Raw genomic sequence first — 17474 nt, 5'->3', positions numbered from 1 at the left:
GGTCCGCCGCGCCCGCGCATCACGAAGGTCAAGGAAGGAACATCAATGAGCTGGCTCGATAAACTGCTGCCGCCCAAGATCAAGCAAACCGATCCGAAGAGCCGCAAGAGCATTCCGGAAGGGTTGTGGATCAAGTGCCCGTCGTGCGAAGCGGTTCTGTACCGCAACGATGTCGAGGCAAATCTCCACGTTTGCCCGAAATGCGATCACCACATGCGCATCAATGCGCGCGAGCGTCTTGACGGCCTGCTCGATCCGGAAGGCCGCTACGAGATTGGCCAGGAGATCCTGCCGGTCGACGCGCTCAAGTTCAAGGACAGCCGCAAGTACCCGGACCGCCTGAAAGAGGCGATGGACGAAACCGGCGAAACCGACGCCATGGTGGTGATGGGCGGCGCGATCCGCACGCTGCCCGTGGTGGTGGCCTGCTTCGAGTTCTCGTTCATGGGCGGCTCGATGGGTTCGGTGGTGGGCGAGCGCTTCGCGCGCGGCGCGCAAAACGCGCTCGAGCAGCAAGTGCCGTTCATCTGCTTCACGGCGTCGGGCGGCGCGCGCATGCAGGAAAGCCTGCTTTCGCTCATGCAGATGGCCAAGACCACGGCCATGCTTACCAGGCTGGCCGAAGCCAAACTGCCGTTCATCTCCGTGCTGACCGACCCGACGATGGGCGGCGTTTCGGCGAGCTTCGCGTTCCTTGGCGACGTGGTGATCGCCGAGCCGAAGGCGCTGATCGGCTTTGCCGGCCCGCGCGTGATCGAGCAGACCGTGCGAGAAAAGCTGCCGGAAGGCTTCCAGCGCGCGGAATTCCTGCTGCAGAAGGGCGCGATCGACATGATCCTGGACCGCCGCAAGCTGCGCGACGAAATCGCGCAAATGCTGGCGCTGCTGCAGCGTCAGCCTGCCGACGCGGTGGCTTGAACCCGGCTTTGAGCGATCTGCGGCGCTGCGTGCGCCGCAAGCCGCAACGCTTTACCCGACGCGCCGCGAGCGAAAGCAAGCGGCGCGTTGTCATTTCCGCGATAATGCCGTTCTTTCGAAGCGGATCATTCGCGTGAACCCTCCGCCGTTGGCGGCGTCTCACGCGCAGCACCTGGCAATTTCTATCCTGATGAGTACCTTTCCCACCCTCGACGCGTGGCTCACGCACCTCGAAACTGCGCATCCGGTCGGCATCGACATGGGGCTGGACCGCATCCGTCAGGTGAAGGACGCGCTGGACCTCAAGTTCGACTGCCCGATCATCACGGTGGGTGGCACGAACGGGAAGGGCTCGACCTGCGCGATCCTCGAAACGATTCTGCTCAAGGCGGGCTATCACGTGGGCTGCCACACCTCGCCGCATCTGCTCGAGTTCAACGAGCGCGCGCGCGTGGACGGCCAGCAGGCCAGCGACGCCGAGCTGCTGCCGCACTTCGAGGCCGTGGAAGCCGCGCGCAATTCGCTCGCCACGCCCGTTACGCTCACGTACTTCGAGTTCACGACGCTCGCGATCATGCATCTGTTCGCCTCGCGCGGGCTCGATGCCGTGATCTTCGAGGTGGGTCTGGGCGGGCGTCTGGACGCCGTCAACGTGCTCGACACCGACTGCGCGATCATCACGAGCATCGACCTCGATCACACGGAATATCTCGGCGACACGCGCGAGAAGATCGCGTTCGAGAAGGCCGGCATCTTCCGTGCGGGCAAGCCTGCGATCTGCGCCGATCCGATGGCGCCGCAGTCGCTCATCGACCATGCCGAGGCGATCGGTGCCGAACTTTGGCTCTTCGGCCGCGATTTCCGCTACGAAGGGCAGCCCGGCAACGAGCGCCAGCAGTGGAGCTACGTGGGCCCGACGATGCGGCGCTCGGCGCTCGCCTATCCGGCGCTGCGCGGCGCGAACCAGCTGATCAACACCTCGGCCGCGCTCGCGGGCCTCGAGTCGCTGCGCGACCGCCTGCCGGTTTCCGCGCAGGACATCCGCCTCGGCCTCGCCAACGTCGAACTGCCTGGGCGCTTCCAGGTGCTGCCAGGCAAGCCTTCGATCATCCTCGACGTCGGCCACAACCCGCACGCGGCGGCCGTGCTCGCGCAAAACCTCGGCAGCATGGGCTATTTCCCGTACACCTACGCGGTGTTCGGCGCGATGCGCGACAAGGACATTGCGGGCGTGATCGAGCACCTGAAGGGCGAGATCGACCACTGGTGTGTGACCGACCTGCCGCTGCCGCGGGCGGCCACGGCCGAACAGCTCGAAGAAGTGCTGCGCGATGCGGGCGTGACGGACGGCGCCGACAGCAGCGTCACACGCTATGAAAATCCCGCTGCCGCGTTCCAAGATGCGCTAAAACGTGCAACCGAAAATGATAGAATTATTGTTTTCGGAAGTTTTCTGACGGTTGCCGGGGTGATGGCCTGGCGAAAGTCGCAGCAACACTGACCGCCCGGCACCGTACGCCGCCCACGTAAGACAGGCCAGGTAGGCCAACAGCAAGCCATACATGGGAATTTTCTCGTTCGGCAAGAAAGATGACGCTGACGCGCCCCGCCGGCGCGGCACCGAGTCCGGCTCCAGCCGGCGCAGCAACCAGAGCACGCGCGTGGAACGGCGCAGCCGCCGGCCGGACCGGTCGGGCGACGCCGAGGCGATGCTGCTCGACCCCACACTCCCTGAAAAGCAACGCGCGCGCCGGCGTCTCGTCGGCGCGATCGCGCTCGTGCTCGCGGCCATCGTGATCCTGCCGATGGTGCTCGATTCGCACCCGAAGCCCGTCACCGACGACATCGCCATCGACATTCCAAGCCGCCCGGTCGACAAGGCCGCCGCGCGCCAGCACGACGCCGAAGACACGCAGGCCGGCGTCGCGCCCGACAATCCCGCAGCCGCTGAAGCGTCGCCAGGTGCGTCGGGCCTCGCGGCCGCTTCGGGCGCCGCGGCCACGCAGAGCGCCCAAAGCACGGTCAACACGCCGGCACCGGCTGCCAAAAGGCCCGCACAGGCGGCAGCCGCTCCCGCCCAGTCGACGCAAACCGCCCAAACGCAAAAGCCCGCTGCCAAGCCGGCCGCGTCGGCCAGCGCGACCGTCGCCGCGAACAGCAAGCCAACGACTGCCGCAAACGACGCCGCCGACACCGGCGGCGCAAATGACGCGAAGGCCGAGTCCAGCGCCCCGGCGACGCCCCCGGGCGCGCGTTTCGCGGTACAGCTCGGCGCGTTCTCGAACGGCACGACGGCGAACAATTGGGTAACGAAGTTGAAAGCGGCGGGAGTACCCGCATATACCGAACAGCGTAAGGAAGCAGACGGCACGACGCGCACGCTGCTGCGCGCGGGCCCGTTCCCGGACCGCGCCTCGGCCACGGCGGCGATTGCCAAGGTGCGTGGCGCCGGCCTGATGGCGGGCTCGAACGCCAACGCGGAATAAGCCGTCGATGTTCACCGCATTCGACTACGCTGTAATGGCGGTGATGGGCCTGTCGGCGCTGCGCGGCGCATGGCGGGGCTTGATCGGCGAGATTTTTGGATTGATTGGCTGGATCGCGGCGTTGCTCGTGGCCTGCCGCTACGTGGATCACGTAGTGCCCTGGATTCCGGCGAACTGGCCGGGCGGGGCGCTGACCCAGTGGCTGATCGCCTTCGCGCTGATCGTCATTGCCGTGGTGCTCGTGGCCGGCGTGGGCAACGCATTGATCGGCCGTCTGGTGCAGGTGAGCGGATTGTCCGGCGTGGACCGTTCGCTCGGGATGATGTTCGGCCTCGTGCGAGGCGTCGTGCTGGTGCTGATCCTCGTCGTCCTCGGCGGGCTGACCGAGCTGCCCCAGCAGGACTTCTGGCGCCACGCGCTGCTTCGGCCTTATGCCGTGCAGGGCGTGCTCGAACTGAAACCGTTGTTGCCCGAGGCGCTCGCGGCCTACGTTCACGTCTGATCAGAAACTGATCGGACGCGATGCGAGGCGCAGCTTCCCGGCAACACTGCCCATTTGCGGCGCTCGACCGGTGTGAATGAAGCCGGGTGACCCGCGACCGATTTCGCTTTTTTGAAGGACCTGCCATGTGCGGCATCGTAGGCGTAGTTTCCCGCTCTCCCGTCAACCAGCTCCTCTATGACGCGCTGCTGCTGCTGCAGCACCGCGGTCAGGACGCGGCCGGCATTGCCACCGCGAACGGCAGCACGTTCCACATGCACAAGGCCAACGGCATGGTGCGCGACGTGTTCCGCACGCGCAACATGCGCAGCCTCCCCGGCACCAGCGGCATCGGCCAGGTGCGCTACCCGACGGCCGGCTCGGCGTCGAGCGAAGAAGAAGCCCAGCCGTTCTACGTGAACGCGCCGTTCGGCATCGTCCTCGCTCACAACGGCAATCTCACGAATTGGCAACAGTTGAAGGAAGAGATGTTCCGTGTGGATCGCCGCCACATCAACACGCATTCCGACACCGAAGTGCTGCTCAACGTGCTCGCGCACGAAGTGCAGCTCGCGACCTCGGGCCTCGAGCTCGACCCGGCCGCGCTCTTCAAGGCGGTTGCGGGTGTGCACCGCCGCCTGCGTGGCTCGTACGCGATCGTCTCGCTGATCTCCGGCTACGGCCTGCTCGCGTTCCGCGACCCGTTCGGCATTCGCCCGCTGTGCATCGGCAAGATGGAAACGCCGGAAGGCACCGAATGGATGCTCGCATCGGAATCGGTGGCGCTCGAAGGCATCGGTTTCGAGTTCGTGCGCGACGTTCGCCCGGGCGAAGCGGTGTTCATCGATTTCGACGGCAACCTCTACTCGCAGCAATGCGCCACGGCGCCGACGCTCAACCCCTGCATCTTCGAACTCGTGTATCTCGCGCGTCCGGACTCGGTCCTCGACGGCGTGCCCGTGTACAACGCGCGTCTGCGCATGGGCGACTATCTCGCCGAGAAGATCAAGCGCGAGCTGCCCGACGTGAAGATCGACGTGGTGATGCCGATTCCCGATTCGTCGCGCCCTGCGGCCATGCAGGTCGCGAACAAGCTCGGCGTGGAATATCGCGAAGGCTTCTTCAAGAACCGCTACGTGGGCCGCACCTTCATCATGCCGGGCCAGGCCATGCGCAAGAAGTCGGTGCGCCAGAAGCTCAACGCCATGGGCATCGAGTTCAAGGGCAAGAACGTGCTGATCATCGACGACTCGATCGTGCGCGGCACCACCTCTCAGGAAATCGTGCAGATGGCGCGTGACGCCGGCGCGACCAAGGTGATCTTCGCTTCGGCGGCGCCGCCCGTGAAGTACCCGAACGTCTACGGCATCGACATGCCCACGCGCGGCGAGCTCGTAGCGCACGGCCGCACCGATGACGAAGTGGCGCGCATCATCGGCGCCGATTACCTCGTGTATCAGGACGTGGACTCGCTCAAGCAGGCAGTGCGCGACATCAATCCGGAGTTGAAGCAGTTCGAGGCTTCGTGCTTCGACGGCGACTACATCACCGGCGACATCACGAGCACTTACCTCGACAACATCGAGACCGCGCGCCTCGCGCCCCAGGCGCAATCGGACCGCGACGCCGCGAGCGACGCGATGGACGGCGGCTCCCGCTCGCAATTGCACCTGCAGCTCTCGGTGGAGTGATCCCTTGGGCAAACGCGAGCGTGAGGCTCGCGTTTCCGCCGATTCCGAAAGCCCGCTTTCTGCCGACGCAAAAGCGGGCTTTTTTGCGCCTGCGCGTGCAGGATCGAAGCCTGATTGTTCAGCACACGGAGAACACGAACATCGACGACACCTTGGCTCGCGGACGATCTCGCACGCGGGCTCGATGCGGCACAGTAAGTAGTTTTAAGCAGGGGTTGTATCATCGTGGGTCGGGCGCTGCCCGGCCCATTTCCTTTTTTCTTTCCCGTGAGTTCACCATGCCCATTGTCCGTGCGTTGTTCGTCTATCCCGTGAAGTCATGCGGCGCGATCGCGCTCGACGATGCGCAGCTCGGCCTGAAGGGCATCGAGTGGGACCGCCACTGGATGGTCGCCGACGAGAACGGCCGGTTCGTCACGCAGCGCCAGTACGCCGCCATGGCGCGCATCGTGCCCGCGTTCGTCGAAGACGGCGTGCGCCTCACCATGGAAGGCGTGAGCGAAGCGCTCCATCTGCCGTTCGCGCCGCGCGGCGGCGAGTTGCGCGTGCCGGCGACGGTCTGGGACGACGATTTCGAGGCGCTCGACGAAGGCGATCACGCGGCGCAGTGGTTCACGCAGGCGATAGGCGTGCCGGTGCGGCTGCTGCGCTTCGCGCATGACGTGACGCGTCTCGCGAGCAAGAAGTGGACGAACGGCGAAGACGCGCCCACGCAATTTGCCGACGGCTTTCCGATTCTCGTGACGAGCGAGGCGTCGCTCGCGCAACTCAACGAGCGCCTCGCGGCGAAGGGCGCGCCGCCCGTGCCGATGGCGCGCTTTCGTCCGAACATCGTCGTCGGTGACATTGGCGACGCATTCGAGGAAGACTTCATCGACACGCTCACCATCGAATCGGCTACAGGCGGCGATGAGGTCGTGCTGCGCTTCGTGAAGCCGTGCGCGCGCTGCCCGATCACGACGATCGATCAGCTATCGGGCGAGCGCGACGCGCAATGGCCCACCGAACCGCTCGACACGCTGGCCGTGTTCCGCGCCGATCCGCGCGTGGACGGCGGCCTCACATTCGGCCAGAACGCGATGGTCGTGACGGGCGCGGGCAAGCACGTGACGGTGGGCGCACGCGCCGAGTGGGAATACCGCTTCGACGATTGAGGCGCGCTTGCGCGCTCAGTGTGACGGCAGCGCGCGCCACTGGCCGGGCGCGAGCCCAAAGCGGCGCGTGAATGCGTGCGTGAACGCGCTTTGGTCGCCGAAGCCGACTTCGAGCGCGATGTCGGTGAGCGATGCGCGCGGGTCGGCGAGCAGCGTGAGCGCCGTGTCGAGCCGCAGCCGCTGTAAATAGCGATGCGGCGTCTCGCCGAACGCTTCGATAAAAAGCTGATGAAAGCGCCGCATGCCGAAGCCGCAATGCGCGGCGAGATCGGCAATACGCAGCGGCTGGGCGAGATGCGCGCGCAGCCACCGGTCGATGCGCGCGAAGTCCAGCCCGGCAGCCGCGCTGAACTGGGCGCTGGCCGCCACGCCGGTTTGTGCAATGAAAGCCGCGCACAGACGCGCCGAAGCGTCCCAGTGAAAGCGGCGCGCGCGCAGGTCGGCACTGTCGCGCGGCGGCGTGGCTGCGGCGGCGCGGTGCGCGATCTGATTCACGAGCTGCGTGAGCGCGGGGTCGAGGCGCACGGCGCGCGCGGTGTCGAACAGCCGTTCGGGCACCGCGAGCGTTGCCGCGGGCAGGTCGAGCACGAGCTGGCGGTTATCGCCAATACCCATGTAGTCATGCCGTGCGCCCGCCGGAATGAGCCACGCGGAACAACTGTCGATGCGCTCGCCCCGGCCGTTCACGGTCATCTCCATTTCGCCGTCGAGACCGAGCACGATCTGGTGAAAATCGTGCAGATCGGTTTCCTCGATCGCGCCGTAGCGGCGCAGTTCGACGCCGGGCGCGGTGACGGGAGCGTGGTGATGCGGATTCATGATGACCGGTTGCGATTGCAAATAAGGCGAGCGCCGTGAAGCGTCAAGCGGGCATCAGACGTCGAGCAGTTCGACTTCGAACACGAGCGTCGCGTTCGGCGGAATCACGCCGCCCGCGCCGCGCACGCCGTAGCCCAGTTGCGGCGGAATCGTCAGCTTGCGCACGCCGCCCACCTTCATGCCCTGCACGCCTTCGTCCCAGCCCTTGATGACCATGCCGCCGCCCAGCACGAACGCGAACGGGTCGTTGCGGTCCTTGCTCGAATCGAACTTCTGGCCGTCCGTCAGCCAGCCGGTGTAGTGCACGCTGACGGTCTGGCCGGCCTTGGCTTCGGCGCCGGTGCCTTCGGTCAGGTCCTCGTACTTGAGCCCGGATTCGGTGGTCACGATAGACATGGAAAAACTCCTGATTCGGATAGGTTGGACCCGTTATTGTAGGCGCTTTGCAGGGCCGGGCGGGCGGCGGCTCCTCGGGCATGCCGGTTGCTCACTACGCGCTGCCTATAATGGGGACCGCTCGCCCGGCTTGTGGCGAAACACGAGGAATCAGATGTCGACTTCGCAAAACCGTACCGAGCGCACGGCGCGCCTGTGCGCCGAAGCAGCGCTGTTCATGCGCGACCACGTGCTCTCGCGCGTCTCGCATGATCTGCGCAGTCCGCTCAATGCAATTCATAGCTGGGCTTACGTGCTCGAACGCAAGATCGACAACGCCGACGCCTCCGCGCAACGTGCGCTCGGCGGCATTCGCACGGGCGTGGAGCAGCAGGTCCGGCTGCTCGAAACGCTCGTCGATACCACGCGCGCCGAGACGCGCAAGCTGCGTATCGAGCGCGCGCCGTTCGCCGTCGCGGCGCTGCTCGGCGCAGCCGTGGATGACGCCCGCGCCGCGCTCGGCGATGCGCGCGGCGTGACATTCGCCGTGCAGGACGCGACAGGCGCGGCGACTCTCGACGGCGACCGGGAGCGCATTGCGCAGGCGCTGTGGCTGATGCTGGTGTTCGCGGCGGAAACGAGTGCTCAGGGAGCCAGCGTGACGCTCGCGGCGAGCGCGAGCGCCACTGCCGCCCAACTCGAAGTGCAATGGCGCGCCACGCGTGCGGCGCTCACCGACGGCGCGCTGGCGCACGTGCTGGAACCGTTCGCGCGCGCCCAGGCGAGCGAGCAGCAGGAAGCGGGTCGCTACGCCTGGGTGCTGGCGCTGTGCCATCGCGTGGCCGAGGCGCATGGCGGACGCTTCGAGGCGCCGGCTCTCGTGGGCGAGGGCGAGGAGATGGTGCTCGTACTGAATGTGCCGCTGAGCGGCGCGTGAGCAGGGGCGAGCCGGATCGCACCTGACCGACTGCCGCGTGAGCGGCGGACCGGCTTGAGCCCGCCGCATCTTTCATCCACCTTGCACCCTTATACTGAGCGCTTCGTCCCTCGGAGCCTTGTGTCTTGATCCAGCTTCTCGCCCTCATCGGGGCGTTCCTGCTCGTTGCCCTCAACGGTTTCTTCGTCGCGGCCGAGTTCGGCCTCGTCAAGCTGCGCGCCACGCGCGTGCAGGCCCTCGCTCAGCAGCACGGCTTGCGCGGCCGACTGCTCGCCAAGGTCCACGGCCAGCTCGATGCCTATCTTTCCGCGTGCCAGCTCGGCATCACGCTCGCTTCGCTCGGCCTCGGCTGGATCGGCGAGCCGGCGTTCGCGCAGTTGCTCGCGCCGGTGTTCGAACTGCTCGGCGTGCAATCGGCGGAACTCGTGCACGCCATCTCGCTGGTGTTCGCGTTCACGGTCATTTCGTTCCTGCACATCGTGGTGGGCGAGCTTGCGCCGAAATCGCTCGCCATCCGCCAGTCCGAGAAGATTTCGCTGTGGACGGCCATGCCGCTCTACGGCTTCTACTGGACCATGTATCCCGCGATCTGGGTGCTCAATACGAGCGCGAACGCGGTGCTGCGTCTCGCGGGCCTGTCGTCGGAGCACGGCCACGACACGCACTATTCGACCGACGAACTCAAGCTGATCCTGCGCAGCCGCCGCGCCGCCGCCCAGGCCGAGGCCGAGGCGCATGACGCGACGCACGAGCCGCGCGGCGCAAAGAGTGCAAACGGCGCGGTGCCGCTGCTGCCCGCACCCGCCGCGAACGCCTATAGCGCCGACGAATGGAACACGCTTGCCCATTCGCTCGACTTCTCGCGCCTCACCATTTCCGACCTCATGCGGCCGACGCACGAGATGGTGGGCCTGCGCCGCGACCTGTCGCTGCGCGAGAACATGCAGATCGTGGCGCGCCATCGTTTCAGCCGCTACCCGCTGTTCGAAGACGCCGCGGGCGAGCGCGTGGCAGGCCTCATCCACCTGAAGGACCTGCTGCTCGCCCGAGAGGCGGGCAACGCCCTCAGCGATCTCGGCAAGTTCGTGCGCCCCGTGCAATACGTGCGGCCCGAGACGCCCGCACTGGCATTGTTTCGCCGCTTTCGCAAGGGCGCGCCGCATTTCGCGCTGGTGGGGCACAAGAACGCGCGCCCCGTCGGCTTTCTCACGCTCGACAACCTGCTCGGCGCGCTCGTGGGCCAGATTCACGACGAGTTTCACCAGGCCGACACCGACTGGACCCGCATGGACGACGGCACGCTGATGGGCCGCGGCAGCCTGCCGGTGGTGTCGCTGGAGCAGGCGCTCGGCATCGATATCGACGAAGGGCGCGCGGAGTCGGTGGGCGGCCTCGTGATTCATGCGCTCAACGACCTGCCCACCGAAGGGCAGCGCGTCGGGTTCGACCGCTTCGATATCGTCGTGAAGAAAATGAAGGGGCCGCGCATCGTGCTCGTGCGCGTGTATCCGAAAGATCTCGAGGACGAGGGCGGCTGAGCGCGCCTCGCGTGCAGCCTAGCTGCGCGCGAGTGTGGCGAGCACCGCGACGGGCATTGCGCCCAGGATGTCGCGCAGTGCGAGCGTCCCGCCTTCGCGCACCGTGTGCGTGGCGTCGCTGAGCCAGTCGTGCAGCGTGGCTGGCGCGCATCCTTTGGGCAACTCGACGGTCGTATCTTCCCAGCATTCGGGCGCGACGAGCGGGGTGTCGCCATCCAGCAAGCCCGCCGCGAAGCGTGTGCCGATCACGATGGCCCACGCGTCGCCGTGATGGCGCGCGAAAGCGATCACATGCGAGGCCTGCGCGCCGCTCACCGTAAGCGGCAGATAGTCGCCTTCGCGCAGCAGTTCGGGTGCGCGCGCTCGCAGCGCGAGCAGGCGGTGCACGGTGGCCAGCTTCACCTGGGCGTTGCGCCAGTCCTTCAGCTTCGCGGCGGGCGCCTGCTCATCGAGCGCGACCGCGCGGGCGGCGTAATCGACGGGCCGCCGGTTATCCGGATCGACGAGGCTAAAGTCCCAGAGTTCGGTGCCCTGATAGAGGTCGGGCACGCCCGGCGAGGTGAGCCGCAGCACCGTTTGCAGCAGCGTATTGAGTGCGCCAGCGGGCGCCACACGCGCGACGAATTCGGCCAGCGCCTGCAGGAAGCCGTCGCGCCGTTGCGGGGCGAGGATATCGAAGAGAAATGCCTGGCACTCCGACTCATAGGTTTCGTCGGGCGAGAGCCAGTTCGTGCGCAGCTTCGCTTCGCGCAACGCCTTGAGCAGCCACGTCGAGACGCGCTCCGCCAGCGCATGCACGCCCGCTTCGTCGCCCGGGTCCAGTTCGGGCGGCCAGCAGCCCACCAGCGTTTGATACAGCATCGCCTCGGCGGCCGGTCCCGGCGACCATGCCGCGCCGGCCGTCCCTTCGTTGCGGCGATGCGTCTGGTTCAGCGTCGACCAAGCGCGCAGCGTGGCACTCCAGTCGAGCGCCATCTCGCTCAATACGGCGAGCCGCGCCCGCACGTCCTCGCCGCGCTTGTGGTCGTGCGTGGCCGTGGCGAGCAGCCCATAAGGACGACGCTGGCGCAGCCGGTTCGTCGCGTGAAAGTCATGCAGCGTGCGCGCGAAATCGTCGGGGTCCGCGCCCACTTCGTTACGCGAGAGCAGGCGGCCGTAGCGATAGAGCGCCGTGTCCTCCGTGGCCTTCGCCGCGAGCGGCGCGGTGAGCTGGGAGAACAGCGCGAGCGCTGTGCGCTGCGCGATGAGCGCGTGGCTGAGCGGCGTATTCCCCTGGTTGCCGCCCGCACCCGCGTTCGCCCCGGCTGGCGCGGCGCGTGGCGTCCTGGCGGCGCTGCCTCCACTGTTGCCGCCGCCGCCGCTGGCGTTGTTCGCGGCAGGTTCGGGGGCGCGACCGCCGAGCCAGCCGTCGACGAGGTCGAGCGCCGCGAGGCTCGCGCGCGGCAGTGCACGGCGCGCGGCGTCGAGCGCAACGTCGAAATAACGGTTGTCGAGCGCGCTGCGCAAACCGTTCGCCGGATAGATCCGGTAGATCGGGAAGTACATGGCCAGATGGGCAGCCACGCGATGCACCGACGCATAGGTGGTGTCGCGCGTGCCCGGGAGTTCGCGCGCGATGCGGTGCAGCGCACGCGTCACGTGGTCGAGTTCCGCGGGCAGATAGGCGGCCAGCATCTCGCGGCGCGCGTCGAGCGCGTAGGCCGCGAACGGCCGGTCGTCGCCGGAGATGGCGGCCCACGCCTCGGCGAGCGGCGCTGCGCCTGCAGGATCGTGCAGCAAGGCGCCCACGTCGTTCATGAAGTCGTAGCCGGTCGTGCCTTGCACGGGCCAGTCGTCGCGCAGCGTTTCGCCTTGCCCGAGGATCTTCTCGACCACGATGTAGGGCGGCGTGGCGCGCAGCGAGGCGAGCCGCTGCCGCAGGCGTTCGCAGTACTCGCGCGGGTCCGCGAGCCCGTCGATATGGTCGATGCGCAGGCCGTCGATCACGCCGTCGGCGTAAAGGCGAAACACGAGCTTGTGCACGGCCTCGAACACGTCGTGACGTTCCACGCGCACGCCGGCGAGCGCGGTGATGTCGAAGAAGCGCCGCCAGTTGATCTCGTCGGTGGCCGTGCGCCACCACGCGAGCCGGAAGTGCTGGCGCTCCAGCAGGCGGTGCAGCCGCTCGCGCGGCACCGGGTCGCCGCTTGCATAGGATTCCAGAACGAAGTCGATGGGGTCCGTGCCGACCCGCTCGACGAACGCGCGCAGCGCGTCGCGACCGGCGCTGGCGCGCGCCTGGTCGTCGGGCTGGGTCGTGAGGCCCTGGAATGGTCCGGCGAGCGTGTTGAGATCGGCGCGGTTCGCGGACTGCAGGAGCGTCGCGTAATCGGTCGGGCAGATCGGGCACACGTGCGGCCCGTACTGCACGTAAAAGCGCGCGGCGGCGGGATCGAACTTCAGCTCGATGCGGCCTGCGGCGAGTTCTTCGCCGTACTGGGCGCCGAGAAACGGCATCAGCACCTTGCCGCGCAGGGCGGGGTCGGGCGAGTGCCAGTCCACGTCGAAGTGGCGCGCGTACGCGCTGTGACGTCCCCATTCGAGGATGTCGAGCCACCAGGCGTTGTGGCCGCCGCCCACGCCCATGTGATTCGGCACGAAGTCGGCGATGATGCCCATGCCGCGCTCGTGCACTTTCGCGGCGAAGCGGCGCAGCGCGCCTTCGCCGCCCAGTTCCGCGCTCACCGTGCCGTAGTCGACGGTGTCGTAGCCGTGCATCGAGCCGGGCTGCGCGGTCGTGACGGGGGAAAGGTAGAGATGGCTCACGCCGAGCGCGGCGAAGTAGTCGAGCTGCGCGAGCGCGTCGGCGAACGTGAAGCCGTGATGGAGCTGCAGGCGCAGCGTCGCGCGAGGGTGTGTCATGGCGTCGGCTTCTTTTCGGTCGCACCTGGCGCCGAGCTGGCGGTTGAGTTCGCGGTTGAGTTGGCGTCGCTCGCGCCTGCACCGGCGCTCGGCTCGGCGCGCGTGCGCGCAACGGCCTCGCGTGCGCGTACGACGGCTTCGACGCGCGCGGCGACGGCCGGATCGGCGAACAGCGTCTCGACGGGCAGCGGCAGGCGGCGGCGCCAGTTCGGATGCTCGTCGATCGAGCCGGGCAGATTCGGCTGGTCGGACAACGCGAGCAGGTCTTCGAGCGGGCAGGTGACGAGCGGGCTATGCGTTGCCGCGACATAGGCGAGCGCGGCATTCACGGGCGGCTCGTCGGCCGGCGGCGGTTCGGTGTCGCGCGGCGCGAGCCCGCTGTGCTGCAACGCATGCCAGAGTGCGACGCGATCCGTCGCGCGCCGCGCGCGGTCGAGCGCGACGGGGTCGCGTCCATCGGCACGCGGGAGCGTCTGGCCGATGCGGTTGCGCCAGTCGATGTCCGCGCCGCTCCACCAGCCCGCGACGGTCGGCAGATCGTGTGTGGTGGTCGTCGCGACGCCGTGCGGGTCCCAGCGCGCGGGCGCGAGAAAGCCCTTGCCGTCGTGCTCGAACCACAGCACGCGAATGCCATACAGGCCGTGCGCGGCGAGCCGCTCGCGCAGCCCCGGCGGCACGGTGCCGAGGTCTTCGCCGATCACGATCGCGCGATGCCGCCACGATTCGAGCGCGATGAGCCGCACGAGGTCGTCGAACGGATAGCGCAGATACGCGCCGTGGCGCGCGCTTTCGCCTTCGGGCACGAGCCAGAGCCTGCGCAGCCCGAGAATATGGTCGATGCGCACACCGCCCGCATGGGCGAAGGCCGCGCGCAGCATGTCGATGAACGCGCGGAAGCCGTTGTTGTGCATGGCGCGCGGCGAGAACGTCGTGAGCCCCCAGCTTTGCCCGGCCTGGTTGAAGATGTCGGGCGGCGCGCCGACCGAAACGCGTTGCAGCATGTCCTGCGGCAGCGACCACGCGTGCGAGCCCGCGCCGTCGCAGCCCACGGCGAGATCGGCGACGAGGCCGATCGCCATGCCGGCCTCGTGCGCGCTGCGCTGCGCGCCCGAGAGCCCGAGCGCTGCGAGCCATTGCAGGAAGCGGTGAAAGTCGACTTCGCGCCGGTGCTCCTGCGCAAACGTCGCCACGTCGGCGCTGCGCGGGTCGCGCAGCGGCTCGGGCCAGTCGCGCCAGTGGCGCTCGCCGCCGGGACCATGCAGCATGGCTTCCTGCAGCGCCTCGAAACGCGCGTGGTCTTCGAGCGCCTCGCCGCCCTGCGCACAGAACGCGGCGAAAGCGGCGGCACGCGGCGAGCCGCTCGCGCGCTCGTCGGCGTCGAAGCGCTCGAACAGCGCGCGCAGCACCTTGAGCTTGAGCGGCAACGCACGCTGCCAGTCCACGAGCGGCGCGGCTTCGAGTTCGCGCCACGCGTCGAGCGCATTCGCGGCCGCGCTCGCGTCGTGCGCGGCCTTGGCGCCGAATTCCGCAGCGGGGTCGATGTGCGCGACATTGACCCACAGGCGCGACGACGGCGAATAGGGGCTGAAGTGACCCGGCTCGGCGCTGAACATCGCGTGGGTCGGGCTCACCGCGAGTGCCTGCGCGCCGCGCCGCGCGCTTTGCGCGGCGAGCGCGGCGAGCGCGGTGTAGTCGCCGACGCCGCCGTCGCCGTTGCGTCGGAGTCCGTACAATTGCGCGGCGAGGCCCCACAGCGGCGGCACTGTGCCGCTGTCGCCGTGACGTGCGCGCCAGGCGTCGGCGACGGTATGGCAGTGCGGCGGCGCGACCGCGATCGTCAGGCGATGGTCATTGACGGTGAGCGTGTGATAGCCCGGCTCCGCAAGCGGCGCGAGCAACGCGCTCTCGCCGCGCGGCGAGGTGAAGCGGCCCTCGATGTGCTCGCCGCTTTCGAGGTCGATCCGATAGTGGCTGCCCGCGCGTACGGCAGAAGGCGGCAGTTCGATCGCGCTGTCGTATTCGGCGGTGATGAGCGGCGGCAGTCGCCGCGTCGACTGTTCCGCATTGAGTGCGGAGGTGCTCTGGCGGATTTGCGTGGCGTTGGCGCAAGGCAGGCCCGCGCATTCCAGCAGAGCGGAGAGCGTGCTGTCGGGCACGCGCTGCACGGCGCCGTGTGCGTCGGTCCATTCGACCTCGAAGCCCGCGCGTGCGGCGAGTGTCGCGAGCGTGTCGCTGCGGCGCGCCGTGCTCATGCGTTGGGCTCCTCGCGATGCACGATGCGCGCGTCGTGTTCGCTCGAGTACTCGGGCACGTTGCCGGTGAGCCATGCAATGCACGCGCTCTCGGGCAGCACGCCATTGTCGGCAAGGTCGCGCGCACGTGGCGGCGTTTCGAAGATCACCATGCCATCGGGTCGTGCATCGAGCGGGACGCCGTCGCGGCCCAGGTTCAGCGCGATCGTGAGCGTTTCGCCATCGTCGAGGCGCCAGCGCGCGACGAGCGCGGCGAGACCGTTCGCAGCGTCGTCGGCGAGCACGGTTGCGCCGAGCGCGCGCGCGTGGCGCAGGCGCGGCATGAGCAGGTGCGCCCGCACGCATAGCGCCGACTTATAGAAGTGCATCCATTCGAGCCGTTCGCCGTCGAGCGGCGCGTCGGCCAGCGGCGACGAATTCACGAAGGTCTGCAGATCGTTCGGATCGGGAATGCGCGCCCGGCTCGCTTCGTCGTTGAACGCGCTGAATGCCTTGAATTCGCTGCGGCGGCCTTCGCGTACCGCATCGGCCAACTGGCCGGTGAAGGCGGTGAAAAACTGGAACGGCTGCGTCGAGCCGTATTCCTCCTCCATGAAGAGCAGCGGAATTTGCGGCGAAAGCAGCAGCATTGCCGTGGCCGCGCGCAGGGCGTCGTCATCGGCCAGCGTGCGCAGCCGGTCGCCCATTGCGCGGTTGCCGATCTGGTCGTGGTTCTGCAGGAACATCACGAACGCGGTGGGCGGCAGGTGCGCGCTCGGTTCGCCGCGCGGCTTGCCCCCGTGCACGGGCGACGGGTCGCCCTGGTACACGAAACCTTCGCCGAGCACGCGCGCGAGTTTGCCGATGGGCGAATCCTCGAAGGCGCGATAGTAGCCTTCCGACTCGCCGGTGAGCAGCACGTGAAAGCAGTGATGCGCGTCGTCGTTCCATTGCGCGCTGAAGTGCGATTCGAGCAGATTGGCTTCGTTGTGCTCGTTTTCGAGCACCAGGTGCACATGGCGGCCGGACTCGACACGCGCCTTCACGTGGTCGGCCAGCTCGCGCAACCAGTCGGTGTTGCCGATCGCATGTGCAGCGTCGATGCGCAGACCGTCGAAGCGATATTCCGTGAGCCAATAGAGCGCGTTGTCGCAGTAGAAGTCGCGCACTTCGAAGCGGTCGAAGTCGAGCGCTTCGCCCCACGGCGTCTTCACGTCCTGGCGGAAAAACGGTTTGGCGTAGAGGCCGAGCCAGTTCCCGTCGGGGCCGAAGTGGTTGTACACGACGTCGATGAACATCTGCAGCCCCAGCCCATGCGCGGCATCGACGAGCGCTTTCAGTTCGTCAGGACTGCCATAGGCCGCGTGCGGCGCGTAGGGCAGCACGACGTCGTAGCCCCAGCCGCGCTCGCCCGGATAGTCGTTGAGCGGCATGAGTTCGACGGCCGTCACGCCGAGCGCCGCCAGCGCGGGCAGACGTTTCATTACACCCTGATAGCCGCCCAGCGCGCCCACGTGCAGCTCGTAGATCACGGTCTCTTCCCAAGGGCGTCCTTGCCAGTGCGCATGCTGCCAGGCGTACGCGCGCGGGTCCAGCACTTCGCTCGGCCCATGCACGCCCTGCGGCTGGAAGCGCGATGCGGGGTCGGGTACGCGTTGCTGGCCGTCGAGGCAGTAGCGGTACAGCGTGCCCGGCCCGCACGACGCCTGCGCTTCGAACCAGCCGTTACCGGTCGGCGTCATGTCGAGCGGCGGCGCGTCTCTCACGTTCTCGAACACGACCTGCACCGTTTGACACGACGGCGCCCAGAAACGAAAGCGCGTATGCGGCTGCGAGTGCGCCGCGCCGATCAGCTGCGCGCCGAACGGCAGGCAATGCATGTACTGGCGGGCGTGCGGATCGTGCGAAAGCGGGGACATGGTGGATTCCTGGTTGCGTCCTGT

At 67.8% G+C, this 17474-nt stretch carries 13 protein-coding genes; 8 read left to right on the top strand and 5 right to left on the bottom strand.

Annotation, left to right across the window (positions count from 1 at the left end; translation table 11 throughout):
* The first annotated feature begins 45 nt into the window (after nucleotides 1–45).
* The 6 genes from accD (at nucleotide 46) to AB3X99_RS06595 (ending at nucleotide 6730) form a co-directional block, all read left to right on the top strand.
* Nucleotides 46–918, top strand: a complete 873-nt coding sequence (accD, locus tag AB3X99_RS06620) for an acetyl-CoA carboxylase, carboxyltransferase subunit beta (protein ID WP_069261377.1) — start codon at nucleotides 46–48, stop codon at nucleotides 916–918.
* 190 nt (nucleotides 919–1108) lie between these two features.
* Entirely contained in the window at nucleotides 1109–2419 is a 1311-nt protein-coding gene (gene folC, locus AB3X99_RS06615) for a bifunctional tetrahydrofolate synthase/dihydrofolate synthase (RefSeq protein ID WP_342946974.1), read from the top strand.
* Nucleotides 2420–2480: 61 nt separating this feature from the next.
* Nucleotides 2481–3404: an SPOR domain-containing protein gene (locus tag AB3X99_RS06610; RefSeq protein WP_368616464.1), complete on the top strand. Its 924-nt coding sequence runs from the start codon at nucleotides 2481–2483 to the stop codon at nucleotides 3402–3404.
* A gap of 7 nt (nucleotides 3405–3411) precedes the next feature.
* The gene (locus AB3X99_RS06605) at nucleotides 3412–3906 is read left to right on the top strand and encodes a CvpA family protein (RefSeq protein ID WP_069261374.1); all 495 of its coding nucleotides are present in this window, start codon (nucleotides 3412–3414) and stop codon (nucleotides 3904–3906) included.
* A gap of 125 nt (nucleotides 3907–4031) precedes the next feature.
* Entirely contained in the window at nucleotides 4032–5576 is a 1545-nt protein-coding gene (gene purF / locus AB3X99_RS06600; RefSeq protein WP_069261373.1) for an amidophosphoribosyltransferase, read from the top strand.
* Between the two features lie 278 nt (nucleotides 5577–5854).
* Nucleotides 5855–6730 carry an MOSC N-terminal beta barrel domain-containing protein gene (locus tag AB3X99_RS06595; RefSeq protein WP_342946976.1) on the top strand — a complete coding sequence of 292 codons (876 nt, stop codon included), beginning with the start codon at nucleotides 5855–5857 and terminating at the stop codon, nucleotides 6728–6730.
* Between the two features lie 15 nt (nucleotides 6731–6745).
* On the opposite strand, the gene AB3X99_RS06590 is transcribed toward AB3X99_RS06595, so the two are convergent.
* The gene (locus tag AB3X99_RS06590; RefSeq protein ID WP_342946977.1) at nucleotides 6746–7549 is read right to left on the bottom strand and encodes an AraC family transcriptional regulator; all 804 of its coding nucleotides are present in this window, start codon (nucleotides 7547–7549) and stop codon (nucleotides 6746–6748) included.
* 54 nt (nucleotides 7550–7603) lie between these two features.
* A complete protein-coding gene (locus tag AB3X99_RS06585) occupies nucleotides 7604–7945 on the bottom strand; it encodes an FKBP-type peptidyl-prolyl cis-trans isomerase (protein WP_028202932.1) in 342 nt (113 codons plus the stop codon).
* 154 nt (nucleotides 7946–8099) lie between these two features.
* Here AB3X99_RS06585 and AB3X99_RS06580 point away from each other — a divergent pair, with 154 nt between their 5' ends.
* Nucleotides 8100–8861: a HAMP domain-containing sensor histidine kinase gene (locus AB3X99_RS06580; RefSeq protein WP_342946978.1), complete on the top strand. Its 762-nt coding sequence runs from the start codon at nucleotides 8100–8102 to the stop codon at nucleotides 8859–8861.
* Between the two features lie 125 nt (nucleotides 8862–8986).
* Nucleotides 8987–10399, top strand: coding sequence for a hemolysin family protein (locus AB3X99_RS06575; protein ID WP_069261369.1), 1413 nt, complete (start codon nucleotides 8987–8989; stop codon nucleotides 10397–10399).
* A gap of 18 nt (nucleotides 10400–10417) precedes the next feature.
* Here the strand turns inward: AB3X99_RS06575 and treY are convergent, their stop codons facing one another.
* From treY to treZ, 3 genes are read right to left on the bottom strand one after another with little or no spacing between them, the layout of a single operon-like run.
* Nucleotides 10418–13300: a malto-oligosyltrehalose synthase gene (treY, locus tag AB3X99_RS06570; RefSeq protein ID WP_368616463.1), complete on the bottom strand. Its 2883-nt coding sequence runs from the start codon at nucleotides 13298–13300 to the stop codon at nucleotides 10418–10420.
* A complete protein-coding gene (gene malQ, locus AB3X99_RS06565; protein ID WP_368616462.1) occupies nucleotides 13297–15552 on the bottom strand; it encodes a 4-alpha-glucanotransferase in 2256 nt (751 codons plus the stop codon). Before malQ ends, treY begins: the two co-directional genes overlap by 4 nt.
* Nucleotides 15549–17450, bottom strand: a complete 1902-nt coding sequence (gene treZ / locus AB3X99_RS06560; protein ID WP_342946981.1) for a malto-oligosyltrehalose trehalohydrolase — start codon at nucleotides 17448–17450, stop codon at nucleotides 15549–15551. Before treZ ends, malQ begins: the two co-directional genes overlap by 4 nt.
* Between the last annotated feature and the right edge of the window lie 24 nt (nucleotides 17451–17474).

Origin of the sequence: Paraburkholderia sp. BR10882 (assembly GCF_040948855.1) — a bacterium.
In the GTDB taxonomy this organism is placed as follows: Bacteria; Pseudomonadota; Gammaproteobacteria; order Burkholderiales; family Burkholderiaceae; genus Paraburkholderia; species Paraburkholderia nodosa_A.
The sequence above is the reverse complement of the archived record's forward strand: the minus strand, read 5'-3'. Positions and strand labels throughout refer to the sequence as shown.